The sequence below is a fragment of the Aquabacterium sp. OR-4 genome, from assembly GCF_025290835.2.
Lineage (GTDB): Bacteria > Pseudomonadota > Gammaproteobacteria > Burkholderiales > Burkholderiaceae_C > Pseudaquabacterium.
Genome location: NZ_JAOCQD020000002.1, coordinates 1,262,956 through 1,281,753, shown reverse-complemented (window position 1 = coordinate 1,281,753; position 18,798 = coordinate 1,262,956). Strand labels below are relative to the sequence as shown.

15 protein-coding genes are annotated in these 18,798 nt (G+C 72.5%); 8 read left to right on the top strand and 7 right to left on the bottom strand.

Annotation, left to right across the window (positions count from 1 at the left end; all coding sequences use genetic code 11):
* Window positions 1-216: 216 nt before the first annotated feature.
* The 6 genes from N4G63_RS17915 to xdhA all read right to left on the bottom strand — a co-directional run bounded on the left by N4G63_RS17915 (window position 217) and on the right by xdhA (window position 6,472).
* A complete protein-coding gene (locus N4G63_RS17915) occupies window positions 217-576 on the bottom strand; it encodes a DUF2946 family protein (RefSeq protein WP_260787484.1) in 360 nt (119 codons plus the stop codon).
* A 14-nt stretch (window positions 577-590) separates the two neighbouring features.
* Window positions 591-1,448 (bottom strand): xanthine dehydrogenase accessory protein XdhC, encoded by an 858-nt coding sequence (gene xdhC / locus N4G63_RS17910; RefSeq protein WP_260787485.1) that lies wholly within the window; start codon window positions 1,446-1,448, stop codon window positions 591-593.
* On the bottom strand, window positions 1,445-2,011 hold the full coding sequence (locus N4G63_RS17905) for a GNAT family N-acetyltransferase (protein WP_260787486.1): 567 nt from the start codon (window positions 2,009-2,011) through the stop codon (window positions 1,445-1,447). Before N4G63_RS17905 ends, xdhC begins: the two co-directional genes overlap by 4 nt.
* Window positions 2,012-2,013: 2 nt before the next feature.
* Window positions 2,014-2,484: a nuclear transport factor 2 family protein gene (locus N4G63_RS17900; RefSeq protein WP_260787487.1), complete on the bottom strand. Its 471-nt coding sequence runs from the start codon at window positions 2,482-2,484 to the stop codon at window positions 2,014-2,016.
* Window positions 2,481-4,859 (bottom strand): xanthine dehydrogenase molybdopterin binding subunit, encoded by a 2,379-nt coding sequence (xdhB, locus tag N4G63_RS17895; RefSeq protein WP_314600012.1) that lies wholly within the window; start codon window positions 4,857-4,859, stop codon window positions 2,481-2,483. Before xdhB ends, N4G63_RS17900 begins: the two co-directional genes overlap by 4 nt.
* Window positions 4,860-4,933: 74 nt before the next feature.
* Entirely contained in the window at window positions 4,934-6,472 is a 1,539-nt protein-coding gene (gene xdhA, locus N4G63_RS17890; protein WP_314600011.1) for a xanthine dehydrogenase small subunit, read from the bottom strand.
* A gap of 167 nt (window positions 6,473-6,639) precedes the next feature.
* Between xdhA and guaD the strand changes: the two genes are divergently transcribed.
* The 7 genes from guaD (at window position 6,640) to N4G63_RS17855 (ending at window position 16,531) form a co-directional block, all read left to right on the top strand.
* Entirely contained in the window at window positions 6,640-7,965 is a 1,326-nt protein-coding gene (gene guaD, locus N4G63_RS17885) for a guanine deaminase (RefSeq protein WP_260787489.1), read from the top strand.
* Between the two features lie 139 nt (window positions 7,966-8,104).
* Window positions 8,105-9,637, top strand: a complete 1,533-nt coding sequence (locus tag N4G63_RS17880) for an ABC transporter ATP-binding protein (protein ID WP_314600216.1) — start codon at window positions 8,105-8,107, stop codon at window positions 9,635-9,637.
* A complete protein-coding gene (locus tag N4G63_RS17875) occupies window positions 9,634-10,779 on the top strand; it encodes an ABC transporter permease (protein ID WP_314600010.1) in 1,146 nt (381 codons plus the stop codon). Before N4G63_RS17880 ends, N4G63_RS17875 begins: the two co-directional genes overlap by 4 nt.
* A gap of 11 nt (window positions 10,780-10,790) precedes the next feature.
* Entirely contained in the window at window positions 10,791-11,711 is a 921-nt protein-coding gene (locus N4G63_RS17870) for an ABC transporter permease (protein WP_260787491.1), read from the top strand.
* 25 nt (window positions 11,712-11,736) lie between these two features.
* Window positions 11,737-12,894 carry a BMP family ABC transporter substrate-binding protein gene (locus N4G63_RS17865; RefSeq protein WP_260787492.1) on the top strand — a complete coding sequence of 386 codons (1,158 nt, stop codon included), beginning with the start codon at window positions 11,737-11,739 and terminating at the stop codon, window positions 12,892-12,894.
* 194 nt (window positions 12,895-13,088) lie between these two features.
* On the top strand, window positions 13,089-15,302 hold the full coding sequence (locus N4G63_RS17860; protein ID WP_260787493.1) for a putative bifunctional diguanylate cyclase/phosphodiesterase: 2,214 nt from the start codon (window positions 13,089-13,091) through the stop codon (window positions 15,300-15,302).
* Between the two features lie 179 nt (window positions 15,303-15,481).
* Window positions 15,482-16,531 (top strand): adenosine deaminase, encoded by a 1,050-nt coding sequence (locus tag N4G63_RS17855; RefSeq protein ID WP_260787494.1) that lies wholly within the window; start codon window positions 15,482-15,484, stop codon window positions 16,529-16,531.
* Between the two features lie 24 nt (window positions 16,532-16,555).
* Here the strand turns inward: N4G63_RS17855 and N4G63_RS17850 are convergent, their stop codons facing one another.
* Window positions 16,556-17,185 carry a glutathione S-transferase N-terminal domain-containing protein gene (locus N4G63_RS17850; RefSeq protein ID WP_260787495.1) on the bottom strand — a complete coding sequence of 210 codons (630 nt, stop codon included), beginning with the start codon at window positions 17,183-17,185 and terminating at the stop codon, window positions 16,556-16,558.
* A gap of 129 nt (window positions 17,186-17,314) precedes the next feature.
* Here N4G63_RS17850 and N4G63_RS17845 point away from each other — a divergent pair, with 129 nt between their 5' ends.
* Window positions 17,315-18,757 carry an NAD-dependent succinate-semialdehyde dehydrogenase gene (locus N4G63_RS17845; RefSeq protein WP_314600009.1) on the top strand — a complete coding sequence of 481 codons (1,443 nt, stop codon included), beginning with the start codon at window positions 17,315-17,317 and terminating at the stop codon, window positions 18,755-18,757.
* Window positions 18,758-18,798 lie beyond the last annotated feature (41 nt).

Sequence of the window (18,798 nt, the reverse complement as noted above, 5' to 3'; positions counted from 1 at the left end):
GCGCGCGGCGATGCCGGCAAGCCGATGCGCAGCAGCGCAGGCGGCGCAGGCCGGTGGCCGGTGACCGGGCGTGGCAGCGACAACATGGGCCCGGCCGTGCCGCGGTGGCGGCGACTGGCCGGAGGGGGAGGGAGGCAGTCGCCTGGCGCGCAGGGGCTGCCCTGGCGCCGGACTGCAGGCCGGCAGGGCCGGGATCAGCCCTTGAACCGGCGAGGATCAGGCCTGCGGTGGTGCCCGGGCCTGCGCGGCCGACCACGCGAACAGCGGGCGCGGCGCCTGCAGAAACAGCGGTGGCAGCACCTCGCCCAGATCGGCCGGCAACCACCGCATGGGCGCTGCCGGCGGCGGCGCCGATGCCGCCTGCTGCAGCAGGCACACCGGGCAATGCTCCAGCGACGGCGCACCGGGCTCGGAGCCACCGGCGGCCCCTTCCACCGTGCACACCACGCCCCAGGGGCTGGCCTGGGCCTGCAGCGCATGCAGCAGCCGTGACACGGTGGGGGCCGCAAAGGCCAGCACCAGCATCGCCAGGGCGATGTGCGCGCGCAGCGCGTGTCGACGAAGAAGCCAGTGCATGCGCGGCAGTGTAGTCAATCGCTGCGGCGGCTGTCCTTGATCCAGTTCGTCTGGCCGGCTGCCGCGGCGTGCCGGCCGGCCACCTGCAGCAACTGCGCCACCACCGCCACGGCCACCACCTCGGGCTGCTTGCCGGTGACGCCCGGCACGCCGATCGGGCAGGCCAGCGCGGCCACGCGCTCGGGTGCCACGCCGCGATCCAGCAGCCGGCGCTCGAAGCGCGCGCGCTTGGTGGCCGAGCCGATCAGGCCCACCCAGGCCAGGTCATCCGAGCGCAGCGCCGCCGCGCAGATGGCCAGATCGAGCTCATGGCTGTGGGTCATGATCAGCGCCAGGCTGCCGGGCGCGGCAGCCTGCACCTCGGCGGCGGCGGGCTCGACGCACAGGTGCTCGATGTGCGGTGGCAGCGCGGCCTCGGCCGGGAAGGCCTCGTCGCGCTCGTCGATCCACATCACCCGGCAGTCGATGCCGGCCAGCAGCGCCACGATGGCGCGGCCCACATGGCCGGCGCCGTACAGCTGCAGCGTGAACAGCGGCACCGGCAGCGGCCAGGCGGCCAGCGCGGCGGCATCCAGCGGCCCGTCACGCAGCGTGAGCGCACCGCCGCAGCACTGGCCCAGCGTGGGCCCCAGCGCGATGTCGCGCTCGGCGGCCGGCTCGCCCAGGCGCAGCCGCACGCGTGCCTGCTGGATGGCCTGCCATTCGAGATGCCCACCGCCAATGGTGCCGGCCACGGCATCGGCGGCCACCAGCATGCGCGTGCCGGCCTCGCGCGGCACCGAGCCACGGTGGCGCAGCACCTGCACCACACGCGCAGAGCGCCCGGCGGCCAGCCAGGCGGCGGCGGTGGCGCGCAGCGCGGCCTCGGTCATGCCGGCGCGCGCCAGTCGCGGCGCAGCAGCGCGTACTGCGCCAGATCGTGAAACTGCCCGCCCCAGCGCGCCACCTCGCGCAGCAGGCCTTCGCGCTGGAATCCCAGGCCCGACACCAGCGCTATCGACGGCTGGTTGTCGGGATGGATCTGCGCCTCGATGCGGTTCAGCGCCATGGCCTCGAAGCCCCAGGCCATGGCGGCGGCCAGGGCCTCGCACATCAGGCCCTGGCCGCGGGCATCGGCGGCCAGCTCGTAACCGGTGCTGCATTTGGCCCAGTCGCGGTTCCAGGCAAACAGGCCGCAGCTGCCGATCAGCCGGCCATCGCTGCGGCGCGCGATGCCCCAGCGCACGCCGGGGTTGGCGGCCAGGCGCCAGCTGGCAAACCGGGTGATCACCGCCGCGGTGGCCGCCAGATCGGCCGGCGCATCGGTGCCGAACCAGCGCATCGCTTCGGCATCGGCATGGATGGCATGCAGCGCCGGCACATCGGCGGGCAGCAGCTCGCGCAGCAGCAGGCGCGGTGTGTGCAGCGTGGGGAAGGGCGGGGTTGGGTCGCTCATCGTCAGTTGGTGGCCGTGCCTGGGTCTGGGGTCTGCCGCAGTTGCGCCGGGTCGTAGAAGAACTGCTCGTGGATGATCTGCTCACCCTGCCAGCGCTGGTAGGCCAGCTCTTCAATCTGCCTGGCCTCGCCGCCCGGGGTCTGGTAGTGGATGCGCCAGCGGATGACCACCCGGTCGCCCGCCATCAGCACCGGGTGGATGCAGCGCATGCGCATCTGCTGCACGCTGGCCAGGGCCCGTTGCTCGTGGGCGATCAGCGTGTCGCGGCCGCAGCGCGGTGGGCCCTGGTTCTCTTGCGTGCAGGCGTCGGGGGCATAAAAGCGGGCCAGCGCCGCCAGGGTGTCGCCGGCCTCCACGGTGGCGATGAACTGCGCAAGGGTGGCGGCCGCCGGGCCGCCCGCGGTGGCGTCGCTGCCGGGCAGCGCAGCGGGCTGGCCGCCGTGGCCGTGTGGTGCCAGCGGCTCGGTGCTCATGGCAGCCCGGCCCCTACCACGTTCAGCGCATCCAGCGCGTCCAGCACCGCCTCGGGCGTGGCCGGTGCGCGCAGCGGCGGGTGGCTGCGGTGGCCGCCGGCGGCCGAGATGGCGTCACGGATCGCCAGAAAGGCCGAGAAGGCCAGCAGGAGCGGGGGTTCGCCCACGGCCTTGCTGCGGCCGATGGTGTCGGCGGCATTGGGCTGGCCATACAGGCGGGTGTTGAACACCGCCGGCACGTCGTTGGCCGTGGGGATCTTGTAGGTGCTGGGCGCGTGGGTCATCAGCCGGCCGGCGTTCTTGCCACCGCCCGGGCTGCCATCCATCGGCTGCCACCACAGCTCTTCCATCGTCAGCCAGCCCAGGCCCTGGATGTAGGCGCCCTCGACCTGGCCGGTGTCGAGCGCCGGGTTGAGCGATGCGCCCACGTCATGCAGCAGATCGGCGCGCAGCACGCGGTGCTCGCCGGTGAGGGTGTCCACCTGCACCTCGCTGCAGGCGGCGCCATAGGCAAAGTACTGGAAGGGCTCGCCCTGCAGCGTGTCGCGGTTCCAGTGCAGGCCGGGCGTGGCGTAGTGGCCGTCGCTCCACAGCTGCACGCGGGCCAGGTAGGCGGCCTGCACCAGCTCGGCCCAGGCCAGGGTCTGCCCGTTCTCGGCCCGGGCCTGGCCGCCGGCAAAGTGCACCGCCTCGGCACGGCCGCCCAGGCGCTGGGCCACCAGGGCGGCCAGGCGTACGCGGATCTGCCGCGCGGCATCTTCGGCGGCCTTGCCGTTCAGGTCGCTGCCGGTGCTGGCGGCGGTGGCCGAGGTGTTGGCCACCTTGCTGGTGTCGGTGGCGCTGCAGCGCACGGCCTCGAACGCGATGCCGAGGGTGTGCGCCACCACCTGGGCCACCTTGGTGTTGAGGCCCTGGCCCATCTCGGTGCCGCCGTGGTTCACCAGCACCGAGCCGTCGGCGTACACATGCACCAGCGCGCCGGCCTGGTTGAAGTGCGCCACGTTGAAGGCGATGCCGAACTTCACCGGCGTGAGCGCCAGGCCTTTTTTTAGCACCGGGCTGGTGGCATTGAAGGCGGTGATGGCCGCGCGCCGTTCGGCATAGGCGCAATCGCTGGCCAGTTGCTCGACCAGCGGCGCGATGATGTTGTCGCGCAGCACCTGGCCATAGGGCGTGACGTTGTTCGACGTGGTGCCGTAGAAGTTGGCGCGGCGCACATCCAGCGCATCGCGGCCGAGTGCGCGGGCGATGTCGTCGATCACCATCTCGATGGCCAGCGCGCCCTGCGGGCCGCCGAAGCCGCGAAACGCCGTGTTGCTCTGGGTGTTGGTCTTGGCGCAGTAGCCGTGCGCGGCCAGGTGCGGCAGCCAGTAGGCGTTGTCGAAGTGGCACAGCGCGCGGGTCATCACCGGGGCCGACAGGTCGGCCGAGTGGCCGGCGTTGGACACCATGCTGACCTCGGCCGCGCCGATGCGGCCCTCGCCGTCATGCGCCACGCACCAGCTGAAGTCGAAGGGGTGGCGCCGGCCGGTGATGGCGAAATCGTCGTCGCGGTCGGGGCGCAGCTTCACGGCGCGCTGCAGCTTTGCCGCGGCCACGGCAGCCACGCAGGCAAACAGCGCGCTCTGGCTTTCCTTGCCGCCAAAGCCGCCGCCCATGCGCCGGCAGCTCACCTGCACGCGGTGCGCCGCCACGCCCAGCGCATGGGCCACGGCGTGCTGCATCTCGCTGGGGTGCTGGGTGCTGCAATGCACCTGCATGCCGCCGTCTTCTTGTGGCACGGCCAGGCTGATCTGGCCTTCGAGGTAGAACTGCTCCTGGCCACCCAGCGTGAACCGGCCCTGCGTCAGCTGCGTGGCCTGGGCCAGCGCCGCCGGGGCATCGCCACGCACCAGGTGCATGGGCGGCACCACGTACTGCTGCGCCGCATGGGCCTGGGCAGCGCCCAGCACCGCCGGCAGCGGCGTGAGGCTGAGCACCTGCGGCGCCAGCGCGGCGGCGCGGCGCGCGGCCTCACGGGTGCTGGCGATCACCGCAAACACCGGCTGGCCGACATGGCGCACCGTGCCCTCAAGCCCGCCGCCGGGCGTGCGCTGCAGCTCGGCCAGGATGGGGTCGTCGTGCACGATGGCCCCGCAGTCGTTGGGGCCCGGGATGTCGAGCGCGGTGAGCACCGCCACCACACCGGGCTGGGCCTGCAGGCGCGCCAGGTCGATGGCCGTGATGCGGCCATGCGCCAGCGGCGACAGGCCCAACGCGGCATGCAGGGTGCCGGCGGGCTCGGGCAGGTCGTCGGTGTAGGGCGCGGCGCCGGCCACGTGCAGGTGGGCCGATTCGTGCGGCGGGCATGTCGGCCCCTCGGCCGATGCGTACATCGGCCGGTCCCCCGAGGGGACCGCGGGCCGGCTTGGGAGCGGCCCGGCGCTCGGCCCGCGCGCTTCGGTCGGGTTCATGCGGCCTCCCACACCGTGGTGGCGCTGGCGGGCAGCGGATCCACCGGCCGCGTTTCCAGCCAGAGGCGCCACATCAGATTCGCGGCGGTGCGCTGGCGGTGTGCGGCGCTGGCGCGCAGATCGCTCAGCGGCTGGAAGTCGTGCGCCAGCGCGGCCATCGCGGCGCGGGCGGTGGCGGCGGTCCAGGGCTGGCCGATCACCGCGGCCTCGGCCTGGCGCGCACGGGCCACCGTGGCGGCCAGGCCACCGAAGGCAAAGCGCGCCTCGGCCACCGTGTCGCCCTGCAGCCGCAGGTGCAGGCCGCAGGCCAGGGCCGAGATGTCGCAGTCGAACCGCTTGCTCAGCTTCCAGGCGCGCAGCGTGTCGGCCGGCTGTGGCAGCGGCACGGCAATGGCCTCGATGAACTCGCCCGGCTGCAGCGCATGGCGCATGTAGCCCAGGTAGAAGGCCTCGAGCGGCAGGCTGCGCGTGGCCGTGCCCAGCCGCAGGTGCAGCGTGGCGCCCAGCGCCATCAGCACCGGCGCGCCATCGCCGATGGGCGAGCCGTTGGCGATGTTGCCGCCCAGCGTGCCGGCCTCGCGCACCGGCCGCGAGGCAAAGCGCCGGCCCATCTCGGTGGTGGCCGGCCAGTGCCGGGCCAGCGCTGCCCAGGCGGCCTGCAGCGAAGCCCCGGCGCCGATGTGCAGCGCGCCATCGGCCACGTGGATGGCCTGCAGCCCGGCCACGGCGCCCAGCGAGATCACGTGCTCGAAGCGGCGCAGCTGCTTGTTCAGCCACAGGCCGATGTCGGTGCAGCCGGCCAGCAGCGTGGCCTGGGGGTGTTGCTGGCGCAGCGCGGCCAGCTGGGCCACGCTGCGGGGGGCATGAAAGGCCGGGCCGGTGGCGCCGTCGGGCGCGGTGCAGGCGGGCAGCTGCAGCGGCGCATCGGCCTGCAGCGCACGCAACTGGGCGGCCAGCGCGGGCGTGGCCAGGCGGGGCAGGGCGGCGGGGCTGGCCAGCGCCTGCTCGCCGGCATCGAGGATGGGCCGGTAGCCGGTGCAGCGGCACAGGTTGCCCGACAGGTCATCGGCCAGCTGCGCCCGCGTGGCGGCCAGGCCCGCGGCCGCACAGCGCTCGGCCGTGCCGGCCAGCGACATCACGATGCCCGGTGTGCAAAAGCCGCATTGCGCGCCGTGGCAGGCCACCATGGCCTGCTGCACGGGGTGGCTGCCGCCCAGGTCTTCCACGGTCAGCAGGGCCTTGCCGTCCAGCGTGGGCAGCCACTGGATGCAGCTGTTGACCGGCTTGAAGCGCACATCGCCCTCGGCATCCAGCTCGCCCAGCAGCACGGTGCAGGCACCGCAGTCGCCCTCGTTGCAGCCCTCCTTGGTGCCGGTGAGGCGCTGCTGCTCGCGCAGCCAGCCCAGCAGCGTGGTGGTGGCCGGCAGGCCCGACAACTCGCGCAGCGCGCCGCGGTGCACAAAGCGGATCGGCCGCGCCGCGGCCGCCTGTTCGTCAGCGGGACTGGAAGTTGCTGGTGCGGCGGATTCGGGCATCGGGAAACACGGCGTCGGGCCATGGCAAAGCAGGGTCGCTTTCACGATAGCACTTACCATTCCTGGCCAAGGCGTCAGGTTTTCGGCGCCCGCCGCCGCCCGGGCCCGGGCCCCTGGCCACAGCCCCTGCCACGCCGCTACCCGAACGCCCCCGCGCACCCCTGCCGATGACCCCCACCGCCATCCGCGCCGACCTGCTGGACTTCCAGGCCGAGCCCGGCCTGGACGAGCGCGCCAGCCCGGCCGTGCGCTGGCGGCCCGGCCACTGGCTGCTGATCAACGGCGATGGCCGCATCGCCGCGGTGCAGGCCGAGGCGCCAGGCGACGACTGGCACAAGCTGGACCACACCGGCCGCCTGCTGCTGCCCGGCTTCATCGACACCCATGTGCATGCGCCGCAGCTGGATGTGATCGCCTCCTGGGGCACCGAGCTGCTCGACTGGCTCAACACCTACACCTTTCCGGCCGAAGCGGCGTATGCCGATCCGGCCGTGGCCCATGCCGGCGCCGAGCGCTTTCTCGATGCGCTGCTGGCCCATGGCACCACCAGCGCCGCGGTGTTTGCCACCGTGCACCGCATCAGTGCCGATGCGCTGCTGGCCGGTGCGCAGGCGCGCGGCATGCGCCTGATCACCGGCAAGGTGCTGATGGACACCCACGCGCCCGACACGCTGCGCGACGACGTGGTCCAGGCCGAGGCCGACTGCGAGGCCCTGATCGCCCGCTGGCACGGCCAGGGCCGGCTGGCCTATGCCGTGACGCCGCGTTTTGCCGCCACCAGCAGCGAGGCCCAGCTGGCCATGGCCGGGCGCCTGCTGGCCCGCCACCCGGGCCTGTACCTGCAAACCCATGTGGCCGAAAACCGCGCCGAGGTGGCCTGGGTGGCCAGTCTGTTTCCGCACGACCGCAGCTACCTCGGGGTGTACGCCCGCCACGGCCTGCTGACCGAGCGCGCCGTGCTGGCCCACGGCATCTGGCTGGACGATGCCGACCGGCGCCAGATGGCCGACGCCGGCGCGCAGATCGCCTTCTGCCCCAGCAGCAACCTGTTTCTGGGCAGCGGCCTGTTCGGCTGGGGCGCGGCGCGTGCCGCCGGCGTGAACGTGAGCCTGGCCAGCGACGTGGGCGGCGGCACCGCGCTGTGCCAGCTGCGCACGCTGGCCGATGGCTACAAGGTGCAGGCCCTGGCCGGCCAGCGCGTCACCGCCTGGGCGCTGCTGCATGGCGCCACGCGCGGTGCGGCGCAGGCCCTGCGCCTGGGCCACGAGCTGGGCAGCCTGGAGCCCGGCGCGGTGGCCGATGTGTGCGTGTGGGACTGGGCCTGCGGCCCGGTGGCGCAGCGGCGCGACGACATCGCGCAGCAGCGCGGCCCGACGGTGGCCGATCTGCACGAACGGGTCTTTGCCTGGCTCACGCTGGCCGACGAGCGCAACCTGGTCGAGGCCCGGGTGGCCGGGCAAAGCCGGTTCCAGCGCGGCCCGGTGCCGGCCTGAGCGCGGCGTGGGTCAGGACACAATTCAGCCGATGCCGCCAGCCACGCCCCCTGCGCCGCCCGAAGTGCTGCCCGAAGTGCTGCCCGAAGTGCCGCCCGAAGTGCCGCACGCCGCAACGCCCGCCGCCCGCACCCCGGCCGTGCCGCCGCGGCTGGCGCTGCGCGGCATCACCAAGCAGTACCCGGCGGTGCGCGCCAACGACGATGTGAGCCTCACGGTGGCGCCCGGCCAGATCCATGCGCTGCTGGGCGAAAACGGCGCCGGCAAGAGCACGCTGATGAAAATCGTCTACGGCGCGGTGCGGCCCGATGCCGGCCAGCTGCTGTGGAACGGGCAGCCGGTGCAGATCGCCAACCCGCAGGCCGCGCGCGCGCTGGGCATCGCGATGGTGTTCCAGCACTTCTCGCTGTTCGACACCCTCACCGCGGCCGAGAACGTGTGGCTGGGCCTGGACAAGGCGCTGCCGCTGGCCGAGGTCACCGAGCGCATCCGCCAGGTGGCGCGCGACTACCGGCTCGAGGTCGATCCGCTGCGCCCGGTGCACAGCTTGAGCGTGGGCGAGCGCCAGCGCGTGGAGATCGTGCGCGCGCTGCTGGCCCGGCCGCAGCTGCTGATCCTGGACGAACCCACCTCGGTGCTCACGCCGCAGGCGGTGCAAAGCCTGTTCATCACGCTGCGCCAGCTGGCGGCCGAGGGCTGCGCCATCCTCTACATCAGCCACAAGCTCGACGAGATCCGCGCGCTGTGCCACCACTGCACCGTGCTGCGCGGCGGCAAGGTGGTGGGCGAGGTGAACCCGGCGCAGCAAAGCAATGCCAGCCTGTCGCGCCTGATGATCGGTGCCGAGCCGCCGCCGCTGCAGCACCGGCCGGCCGTGCCGGGGGCCGTGGCCTTTGCCGCGACGGGCCTGACGCTGGCCGCCGTGGATGCCTTCGGCACGGCGCTGCAGGATGTCTGCCTTGAAGTGCGTGCCGGCGAGATCCTGGGCCTGGCCGGTGTGTCGGGCAATGGCCAGCAGGAGCTGCTGCGCGTGCTGTCGGGCGAGGACACCCGCGCCGCGCCCGCCGCCGTGATGCTGATGGGCCGGCCGGTGGGCCATCTGCCGCCGGCCGCACGGCGCAGCCTGGGCCTGCATGCCGTGCCCGAAGAACGCCTGGGCCGCGGCGCCGTGCCGGGCTTCAGCCTGGCGCAGAACACGCTGCTCACCCGCACCGAGGGCCTGGGGCCGCTGGGCTGGATCACGCCGGGCAGGCTCAAGGCGCTGGCCGAGCAGCTGATCGCGCGCTACCAGGTCAAGGCCGGCGGGCCCGAGGCGCTGGCGCGCAGCCTGTCGGGCGGCAACCTGCAGAAGTTCATCGTCGGCCGCGAGATCGATGCCGTGCCCAAGGTGCTGGTGATCGCCCAGCCCACCTGGGGCGTGGACGTGGGCGCCGCGGCGCAGATCCGCCAGGCCCTGCTGGCGCTGCGCGATGCCGGCGCGGCCATCCTGGTGGTCAGCGAAGAGCTCGACGAGCTGTTCGAGATCAGCGACCGGCTCAGCGTGATGGCCCGCGGCCGGCTCTCGCCCGCGCTGCCGGTGGCCGAGGCCACGGTCGAGCGCATCGGCAGCTGGATGAGCGGGCTGTGGGACGACGCGCCGGCCGCGGCCATGCCGCAAGGGGCCGCCGCATGATGCGCCTGGAGCCGCGGCCGCAGCCTTCGCGTGCCATGGTGCTGGCCTCGCCGCTGCTGGCGCTGCTGATCACCGTGCTGCTGGGCCTGGGCCTGTTTGCGGCGCTGGGCAAGAGCCCGCTGCAGGGCCTGGCCATGTTCTTCTGGGAGCCGGTGAAAAGCGCCTATGCCTGGAGCGAGATCGCCGTCAAGGCCACGCCGCTGGCGCTGATCGGCCTGGGCCTGGCGGTGTGCTACCGCAGCAATGTGTGGAACATCGGTGCCGAGGGCCAGTTCATCCTGGGCGCGGTGGCCGCCGGTGGCGTGGCCATGCAGGCCGGGCCCGACAGCCCGCGTGCCTTGCTGCTGCCGGCCATCCTGGCCGCCGGCGTGCTGGGCGGCATGGCCTGGGCGGCCATCGTGGCGCTGCTGCGCGAGCGCTTCAATGCCAGCGAGATCTTGGTCAGCCTGATGCTGGTGTACGTGGCCGAGCTGCTGCTGCAGTACCTGGTGTACGGGCCCTGGAAAGACCCCAAGGGCTACAACTTTCCGCAGACCATCAGCTTTCTGGCCGTCACCAAGCTGCCCAGGCTGGTGGAGGGCTTTCGTGCCCACATCGGCGTGTGGTTCGCGCTGGCCGGCGTGCTGGCGGTGTGGCTGCTGCTGTTTCGCACCTACGCCGGTTTTCAGCTGCAGGTGGGCGGGCTGGCGCCGGCCGCGGCGCGTTATGCCGGTTTTTCAAGCCGCCGCGCGCTGTGGATGGCGCTGCTGCTGTCGGGCGGCCTGGCCGGCCTGGCCGGCGGGCTGGACGCCATCGGCCCGCTGGGCCAGCTCACGCCCTATGTGCCGGCCGGCTACGGCTTTGCGGCCATCATCGTGGCCTTTGTCGGCCGCCTGCATCCGGTGGGCGTGGTGGCCGCGGCGGTGCTGATGAGCATGTTCGTCATCGGCGGTGAGCTGGCGCAAAGCCGCATGGGCCTGCCCAAGAGCATCTCGGGTGTGTTCCAGGGCCTGCTGCTGTTCACGCTGCTGGCCTGCGACACGCTGATCCATTACCGAATCCGGCGCAAGGTGGCCCCACCCCGAAGCGCCTTTGGCGCTCCCCCCCAGGGGGGCGCCGCCAGCAGCCCGGCAGAGCCGGCTCTGCGGCGGCCGCTGGGTTAAGGCTGCACACCATGGAAGCTGTTGCCCTGCTGATCGCCGCCACGCTGAACGCCGGCACCGTGCTGGCCCTGGCCGGCCTGGGCCTGCTGCTCAACGAGCGCGCCGGCGTGGTGAACCTGGGTGCCGAGGGCATGATGCTGGTGGCCGCCATTGCCGGTTTTGCCACCGCGGTGGCCACCGGGTCCACGCTGGCCGGCCTGGCCGCCGGCATGCTGGCCGGCGCGCTGCTGGCGGCGCTGTTCGGGCTGCTGGTGATCTGGCTCAACACCAATCAGTACGCCACCGGCCTGGCGCTCAGCCTGTTTGGCGCCGGCTTCTCTGCCTTTGTGGGCCAGCGCTTCACGCAGGAGCGCCTGAGCGCACCGCCGCGCTGGGACATCCCGCTGCTGGCCGACATCCCCTTCATCGGCCCGGCGCTGTTCAGCCACCATGCCATGGTGTATCTGGCGGTGCTGGGCACGCTGGCGCTGGGCGCGTGGCTCAACCGGTCGCGCGCCGGCCTGGTGCTGCGCGCGGTGGGTGAATCGCCCGAGTCGGCGCATGCGCTGGGCTACCCGGTGCGGCGCATCCGCCTGGCCGCGGTGGTGGCCGGCGGCGCGCTGTGCGGCCTGGCCGGCGCGCATGTGAGCACCGTGTACACGCCGCTGTGGGTGGAGGGCATGATCGCCGGCAAGGGCTGGATCGCGCTGGCGCTCACCACCTTTGCCACCTGGCGGCCGCTGCGCGTGCTGCTGGGCGCCTGGCTGTTCGGCGGCGTCACGATGCTGCAGTTTCACCTGCAGGGCGAGGGCGTGCAGATCGCCAGCCAGTGGCTCAGCATGCTGCCCTACCTGGCCACCATCGTGGTGCTGGCGCTGATCTCGCGCAACCCGGCCTGGATCAAGGCCAACATGCCCGCGTCGCTGGGCAAGCCCTTCCACCCAGGCGCCTGAATTTCACCGACGGAGAGACCCCCCCATGACCGACAAGACCAAACGTTCCCTGCTGGCCCTGGCTGCGGCCGGTGCCGTGGCAGCCCTGGTGGGCTGCGGCAAGAAGGAAGACGCCGCCCCGGCCGCGCCGGCGGCTTCTGCCCCGGCCTCGGCCGCCGCCGCCTCGGCGCCGGCCGCGCTGAAGATCGCCTTCGCTTACGTGGGCCCGGTGGGCGACGGCGGCTGGACCTTTGCGCACGACAACGGCCGCAAGGCGGTGGAGGCAGCCTTCGGCGCCAAGGTGCAGACCATCGGCGTGGAGAAGGTGCCCGAGGGGCCCGATGCCGAGCGCGTGATGCGTGACCTGGCCGGCCAGGGCTACACCATGATCTTCGGCACCACCTTCGGCCACATGGAAAGCATGCTCAAGGTGGCGGCCGACAACCCCAAGCTGAAGTTCGAGCACGCCACCGGCTACAAGACCGCCGAGAACCTGCGCACCTACGACAGCCGCACCTACGAGGGCGCCTACATGGCCGGCATCGTGGCCGGCAGCATGACCAAAACCAATGTGCTGGGCGTGGTGGGCTCGATCCCCATCCCCGAGGTCATCCGCAACATCAACAGCTTCACGCTCGGCGCGCAGAGCGTGAACCCGAAGATCAAGACCAAGGTGGTGTGGGTCAACGAGTGGTTCAACCCGCCCAAGGAGACCGAGGCCGCCACCGCGCTGATCGACGGCGGCGCCGACGTGCTGATGCAGAACACCGACTCGGCCGCCGTGCTCAAGACGGCTGAAGAAAAAGGCAAGCGCGCGGTCGGCTGGGACTCGGACATGAGCGCCTACGGCCCCAAGGCCCACCTGGGCTCGGCCATCATCAACTGGGGCCCGTACTACACCAAGGCCGTGGGCGAGATGCTCGAAGGCAAGTGGGCCACCGGCCAAGCCTGGTGGGGCGTGAAGGAAGGCGCCATCGACTTCGTCTCGGTGGCCGCCGACGTGCCCGAGGCCGCCAAGAAGAAGCTCGAGGAGGTCAAGGCCGGCCTGAAGGACGGCAGCTTCGTGATCTGGAAGGGCCCGCTGGTCGACAACGCCGGCAAGCCGGTGCTCGAGAAGGACAAGGTGGCCGACGACGCCTTCCTGGGCGGCGTGAAGTTCTACGTCAAGGGCGTCGAAGGCAAGGTGCCGGGCGAGGGCAAGTAAGCCGCCTGCGGCACCCCGCGCCGCGGATTTCTGGATCTGCGGGGTAGGGATCTCTCGATACCCGCGCCGCACGCCGCCGGGGCGATCAAGCCCGGCGCGGCGGCGTCGATAAACCGGGCACGATCCATCCGCTGCGGGTGCCGGTCGCGTGCCCGCATCGGGCAGGCGCGGCGGCCGCGGCGACCCGCCCGACCATGCCCGATGCCCTGATGCCGACCGCGCACGACCCCCTGGTGGTGGCGCTGTCCTTCCTGGTCGCCCTGGCTGCCTCGTATGTGGCGCTGGAGCTGGCCCGCCGCGTGCGCAGCCCCGACCGGCTGCTGGCGCTCGGCTGGGGCCTGGGCGGCTCGATGGCCATGGGCACCGGCATCTGGGCCATGCACTTTCTGGGCATGCTGGCCTTCGAGCTGCCGGTGGCGGTGGGCTATGCGCCGCTGCCCACCGCGCTGTCGTGGCTGGCGGCCGTGCTCGTCTCGCTGGTGGCCATGCTGGCCGCGGCGCGGCCCGATCTGGGCCGGGCCGGCCTGGCCGTGGCCGCGCTGAGCATGGGCGGCGGCATCTGCGCCATGCACTATATCGGCATGGCGGCGCTCGATTTCGCGCCCGGCATCCGCTGGCACCTGCCCACCGTGGCCGCCTCGGTGGCCGTGGCGGTGGGCGCCTCGGCGGTGGCGCTGGGCCTGTTCATGCGGCTCGATGCGCTGACGCCGGGCGGCAAGCGCCGCGGCCAGCTGCTGGCCGCCGCGGTGATGGCGCTGGGCATTGGCGGCATGCACTACACCGGCATGGCCGCGGCGGGTTTTCCGGCCGGCGCGGTGTGCCTGTCGGCCGGCCAGCTGCGAGGGGACGGCATGGCCCTGCTGGTGGCCTTTGCGTCGATGCTGCTGCTGGGCCTGACCTTCTTCTCGTCGCTGCTCGAAGAGCGCATGCAGCACCGCGCCGCCAAGCTGTCGGACTCGCTCAGCGCCAAGAGCGCCGAGCTGCAGCGCGCCCTGCTGCACGACCCGATCACCGACCTGCCCAACCGCCTGCTGTTCGAGGACCGCCTGGCCCAGGTGGTGCGCCGCTGCGAGCGCGACCAGCAGGGCGTGGCGCTGCTGGTGGTCGACCTCGACGGTTTCAAGGAGCTCAACGACCAATTCGGCCATGCCGCGGGCGATGCCACGCTGCGCCAGGTGGCCCTGCGGCTGCGCCGCCTGGCGCGCCAGGCCGACACGCTGGCCCGTCTGAGCGGCGACGAGTTCGTGCTGCTGCTCGATGGCGCGCCCGACGCCGCCGCCGTGCACGCCGTGGCGCTGCGCGTGCAGCGTGCGCTGCAGGAGCCGTTTGCGCTGCACGGCCAGGAGGTGCAGCTGAGCGCGGCCATCGGCATGGCCCTGCACTCGGCCGATGCCAGCTTCGACAAGCTGCTCACCTGCGCCGCCACGGCCATGGTGGAAGCCAAGCGCCAGGGCGGTGCGCGTGCGCTGTTCTTTGCGCCCGACATGGACAGCGAAACGCGCGAGCTGATGGCGCTCAAGCGCGACCTGCGGCGCGCCATCGAGCAGCCCGGCCGCGGCGAGCTGAGCCTGCACTACCAGCCCAAGGTGCAGGCGCTGGATGGCCGCCTCACCGGCGTGGAGGCGCTGCTGCGCTGGCAGCACCCGGAGTGCGGCGCGATCAGCCCGCTGGTGTTCATCGACCTGGCCGAGCGCTTCGGCCTGATCGAGCCGCTGGGCGACTGGGTCATCGACGAAGCCTGCCGCCAGATGGCGCAGTGGCGCAACCAGGGCCTGGCGCTGCGCGTGGCGGTGAACCTGTCGATGCACCAGCTGCGCCAGGCCGGCCTGGTGGCGCATGTGCAGCGCGCGCTGGCGCGCCATGGCCTGCCGGCCGAGCAGCTGATGTTCGAGATCACCGAATCGACCGCGATGACCGACATCGACACCACGCTGCGCGTGTTTGCCGAGCTGGCGCAGCTGGGCACCGAGCTGTCGATCGACGACTTCGGCACCGGCTACTCCAGCCTGGCCTACCTGCGCCGTCTGCCGGCCGTCCAGCTGAAGATCGACCGCAGCTTCGTCAAGGACCTCGACAGCAGCGCCGACGCGCGCGCCATCGTCGAGGCCGTGGTGCGCCTGGCCCATGCGCTGGGCCTGGCGGTGGTGGCCGAGGGCGTCGAGACCGAAGGCCAGCGCCAGCAGCTGTGTGCGCTGCAGTGCGACGAACTGCAGGGCTACCTGTTCAGCCGGCCGGTGCCGGCGGCCACGGTGTCGGCCTGGGCCGAGGGCGAGCCGTGCCCGCCGCTGCTGCGCCTGGGCCTGCCGGCGTGGGCCGGGCGGCCACCCGTGGCCGCCGCGGCCACCATGGCCGGCATGGCCGCCACGGCCGGCCGGCGGCCGCAGGGGCCGGTCAAGACGGTGAGCTGAGCTGAGCCTCTGGCATCCGTGCGGTGGGTCACCCGGCAGCGGCCGCGGTGCGCTTCGTGCTTGGGTAGCATCCCGAATCCCCATCGGAGCCCGTCAGATGCACCAGCCCTTGCGCACACCTTGTTCACCGCCCCGCGACGGGGCGTTGCTGCCCCATCGCGTGGCCGGGCGGGTTTGACATGCCGATCGACTTTGCCCGCATTCCGCGCGACGCTCTGCCTGCGCTGCTGCGCAGCGCGCCCAAGGCCGAGCTGCACATCCACATCGAGGGCTCGCTGGAGCCCGAGCTGATCTTCCAGCTGGCGCAGCGCAACGGCGTGGCGCTGGCCTACCCCGGCGTCGAAGCCTTGCGCGCGGCCTACGCGTTCACCGATCTGCAGAGCTTTCTCGACATCTACTACGCCGGCGCCAGCGTGTTGATCCACGAGCAGGACTTCTTCGACATGGCCTGGGCGTACCTCGAGCGCGCCGCGGCCGATGGCATCGTGCATGCCGAGCTGTTCTTCGATCCGCAAACCCACACCGCGCGCGGCATCGAGATGGGCACCGTGATCCGCGGCCTGCACCAGGCCTGCGAGCGCGCGCAGCAGCAGCTGGGCGTCAGCGCCAGCCTGATCCTGTGCTTTCTGCGCCACCTCAGCGAAGAAGACGCGCTGGCCACGCTGGAGGCGGCGCTGCCGTTTCGCCAGCTGTTCGTGGGCGTGGGCCTGGATTCGAGCGAACGTGGCCACCCGCCCGAGAAGTTTGCGCATGTCTTTGCCCGCGCCCGCGCGCAGGGCCTGCACTGCGTGGCCCATGCCGGCGAGGAAGGGCCGCCGGCCTACATCGAGGGCGCGCTCGACGTGCTGCAGGTGCAGCGCATCGACCATGGCGTGCGCAGCCTCGAAAGCCCGGCCCTGGTGGCCCGGCTGGCCGCCGCGCGCGTGCCGCTGACCGTGTGCCCGCTGTCGAACGTGAAGCTGTGCGTGTTCAAGACCCTGGCCGAGCACAACCTGCCGGCGCTGCTGAACGCGGGCCTGTGCGTCACCGTCAACAGCGACGATCCGGCCTACTTTGGCGGCTACCTCAACACCAACCTGCTGGCCACCTTTGAGGCGCTGCCGCAGCTGGGCGTGCGCGAGGCCTACCAGCTGCTGCGCAACAGCTTCGAGGCCAGCTTCGTGCCGCCCGCGCAGCGCGACCGCTGGATCGACGCGCTCGACACCGCCTTTCGCGCCGCTGCGGTCTGAGCGCGTCGCGTCGCGCTGCGCCGCTCAGGCCGCGCGGTGGGCCTGCAGCACCGGTGCCAGGCGCGCATGGGCTTCCAGCGCCAGCAGCCGGGCGTGGAAGTCGGGGCGCTCGGCCAGCAGGTGCTGGCGCGCGCCCGACCACTGCGACACCACCACCGCCAGAAAGGCCAGCGCGCCCGGCGTGGCTGCGGCATCGAGCAGCAGGCCGAACTGATCGGCAAACAGCGCCCAGCGCTGGTGCAGCTGGGCCCGCGCCGCGGCGCGCACCGCAGCCACCGCGGCCGGCGTGCTGTCGTGCGTCCATTGCGCCGGGTAGTCGCTGATCGATACCGCCGAGTAGCAGTTGGCGGCGATGTAGACCAGGCCGTGCAGGTGCCTGGCGCGTGCGCCCGGCTCGGCCGGCAGCAGGCCCGACTGCGGGTGCAGGCTGCCCAGGTGGATCAGGATCGCCGCGCTCTCGGCCATGGCCGTGCCGTCGGGCAGGCGCAGCGTGGGGATCTGGCCCAGCGGGTTGTGCTGCCGCAGCTCGGCCAGGGCCGAATCGGCCTCCCACGACGCGGCGCGCACCACGCGGTAGCCCAGGCCGGCGGCCTGCAGGGCCATCTCGATGGCCGCCGAACCCGAGCCGGGGCTGCCGTAGAGGATGTGTTCCATGCCGCCACTGTAGCCCGGTGCCTGGGCGCCGCCGCCGCGCCGGGCGGGTGCAATGTCCCCACGCAAAAATGCATCGCGGATGCAGGTACGCTCCCGGCACCTGCGCAACCCTGCCCGCGAGCCCCTCTGATGACCGATGCCTATCCCCATGTTCAGCTGCTGATCGCCAACCAGTGGGTGGATGCCGCCAGCGGCAAGACCCTCGACGTGCGCAACCCCGCCACCGGCCAGGTGATCGGCACCGTGGCCCATGCCGGCGTGGCCGACCTGGACCGCGCGCTGGCAGCGGCGCAGGCCGGCTTCGAGGTCTGGCGCTTCACCAGCGTGTACGAGCGTGCCGCGGTGATGCGCCGCGCCGCCGCGCTGCTGCGTGAGCGCGCCGAAGCCATCGCCCGCGTGCTGACGCAGGAGAACGGCAAGCCCCTGGCCGAAGCCCGCGTGGAGGTCAATGCCGGCGCCGACATCATCGAGTGGTTTGCCGACGAAGGCCGCCGCGTCTACGGCCGCCTGGTGCCGGGGCGCAACCTGGGTGCCCAGCAGATGGTGCTGAAGGAGCCGGTGGGCCCGGTGGCGGCCTTCACGCCCTGGAACTTTCCGGTCAACCAGATCGTGCGCAAGATCGGCGCGGCGCTGGCCACCGGCTGCTCGTTCCTGTGCAAGGCGCCCGAGGAAACACCGGCCGCACCGGCCGCGCTGCTGCGCTGCTTTGTCGATGCCGGCATCCCGCCCGGCGTGGTGGGCCTGGTGTTCGGCAACCCGGCCGAGATCAGCAACTACCTGATCCCGCACCCGGTGATCCGCAAGGTCACCTTCACCGGCTCCACCGCCGTGGGCAAGCAGCTGGCGGCGCTGGCCGGCCAGCACATGAAGCGCGTGACCATGGAGCTGGGCGGCCATGCACCGGTGATCGTGGCCGAAGACGCCGATGTGGCGCTGGCCGTCAAGACCGCCGGCGCGGCCAAGTTCCGCAATGCCGGCCAGGTGTGCATCTCGCCCACCCGCTTTCTGGTGCACCGCAGCCTGGTGGGCGAGTTCACCGCGGCCTTTGCCAAGCAGGCCCAGGGCCTGAAGCTGGGCGACGGCCTGGCCGACGGCACCACGCTGGGCCCGCTGGCCAACCCGCGCCGCGTGACCGCCATGGAGCAGATCGTGGCCGATGCCCGCCAGCGGGGCGGCGAGATCCTCACCGGTGGCGAGCGCGTGGGCAGTGCCGGCAACTTCTTCGCGCCCACCATCATCGGCGGGCTCGACACCGCGTCCGACCTGTTCAACCTCGAGCCCTTCGGCCCGGTGGCCGGCGTATTGGCCTTCGACACGCTGGACCAGGCCATCGCCGAGGCCAACCGCCTGCCCTACGGCCTGGCGGCGTATGCCTTCACGCGTTCGGTCAAGAACGTGCAGCTGCTGAGCCAGCGGGTCGAGGCCGGCATGCTGTGGATCAACCAGCCGGCCACGCCCTCGGCCGAGCTGCCCTTTGGCGGCATCAAGGATTCGGGCTACGGCACCGAAGGCGGCCCCGAGGCGCTGGAGGCCTACCTCAACACCAAGGCGGTGTCGGTGGTCGGCGTCTGACAAGGTGTGAATGAACCTGCTGCGCGGGCCCCTGGTGGCCC